The sequence below is a fragment of the Microbispora bryophytorum genome (assembly GCF_006874465.1).
GTDB classification, from domain to species: domain Bacteria; phylum Actinomycetota; class Actinomycetes; order Streptosporangiales; family Streptosporangiaceae; genus Microbispora; species Microbispora bryophytorum.
On the sequence record NZ_VIRL01000076.1, the window covers coordinates 1 to 722 of the forward strand.

The 722-nt window shown below is 68.3% G+C and carries 2 protein-coding genes; both read right to left on the reverse strand.

Going from position 1 to position 722, the window contains the following annotated elements:
- On the reverse strand, positions 1-370 hold a 370-nt coding region (locus tag FLX07_RS35880), incomplete at its 3' end, for a Gfo/Idh/MocA family protein (RefSeq protein ID WP_244311181.1).
- On the reverse strand, positions 367-722 hold a 356-nt coding region (locus tag FLX07_RS35885), incomplete at its 5' end, for a substrate-binding domain-containing protein (RefSeq protein WP_142576424.1). The genes FLX07_RS35885 and FLX07_RS35880, both read right to left, overlap by 4 nt.

Sequence of the window (722 nt, forward strand, 5' to 3'; positions counted from 1 at the left end):
CCGCCTCCTTCGCCGCCGCGGCCATGGCCTCGGCCTCGGCCACGGTGTTGGCCAGCGGCTTCTCGCACAGGACGTGCTTGCCCGCCGCCAGCGCCGCGATGGCGATCTCGGCGTGGCTGTCGCCCGGTGTGCAGATGTCGACGATCTGCACGTCGTCACGCTCGACGAGCCGCTTCCAGTCGGTCTCCGCGTTGGCCCAGCCCAGCTTCTCTGCGGCCTGCGCGGTCGCCTCGGCGGACCTGCCGGCCACGGCCACCATCGCGGGTTTGACCGGCAGGTCGAAGAACGCGTCCACGCTGCGCCACGCCTGGGAGTGGGTACGGCCCATGAACGCGTACCCGACCATGCCGATCCCGACGACCGGTCTCACGACTCGAACCCGATTGGCAGGTACTTGTCCACGTTGTCCTTGCTGACGGTCTCCGAGGACAGTGTGATCGACTGCGGCACCTCCTGCTCCAGCAGGTCGCTCATGCCCTTGCCCTGGGCGATGAGCCGGGCGATCTTGATCGCCGAAGCGGCCATCGTCGCGGGGTAGGTGACCGTCGCCTTCAGCACGCCGCTGTCGGCCTGGATGTCACGCATCGCGTTGGCCGAACCCGCACCGCCGACCATGAAGAACTCGTCGCGACCGGCCTCCTTGATCGCCGCCATCACGCCGATGCCCTGGTCGTCGTCGTGGTTCCAGATCGCGTCGATCTTCTTGTGCGCCTGCAGCAGGT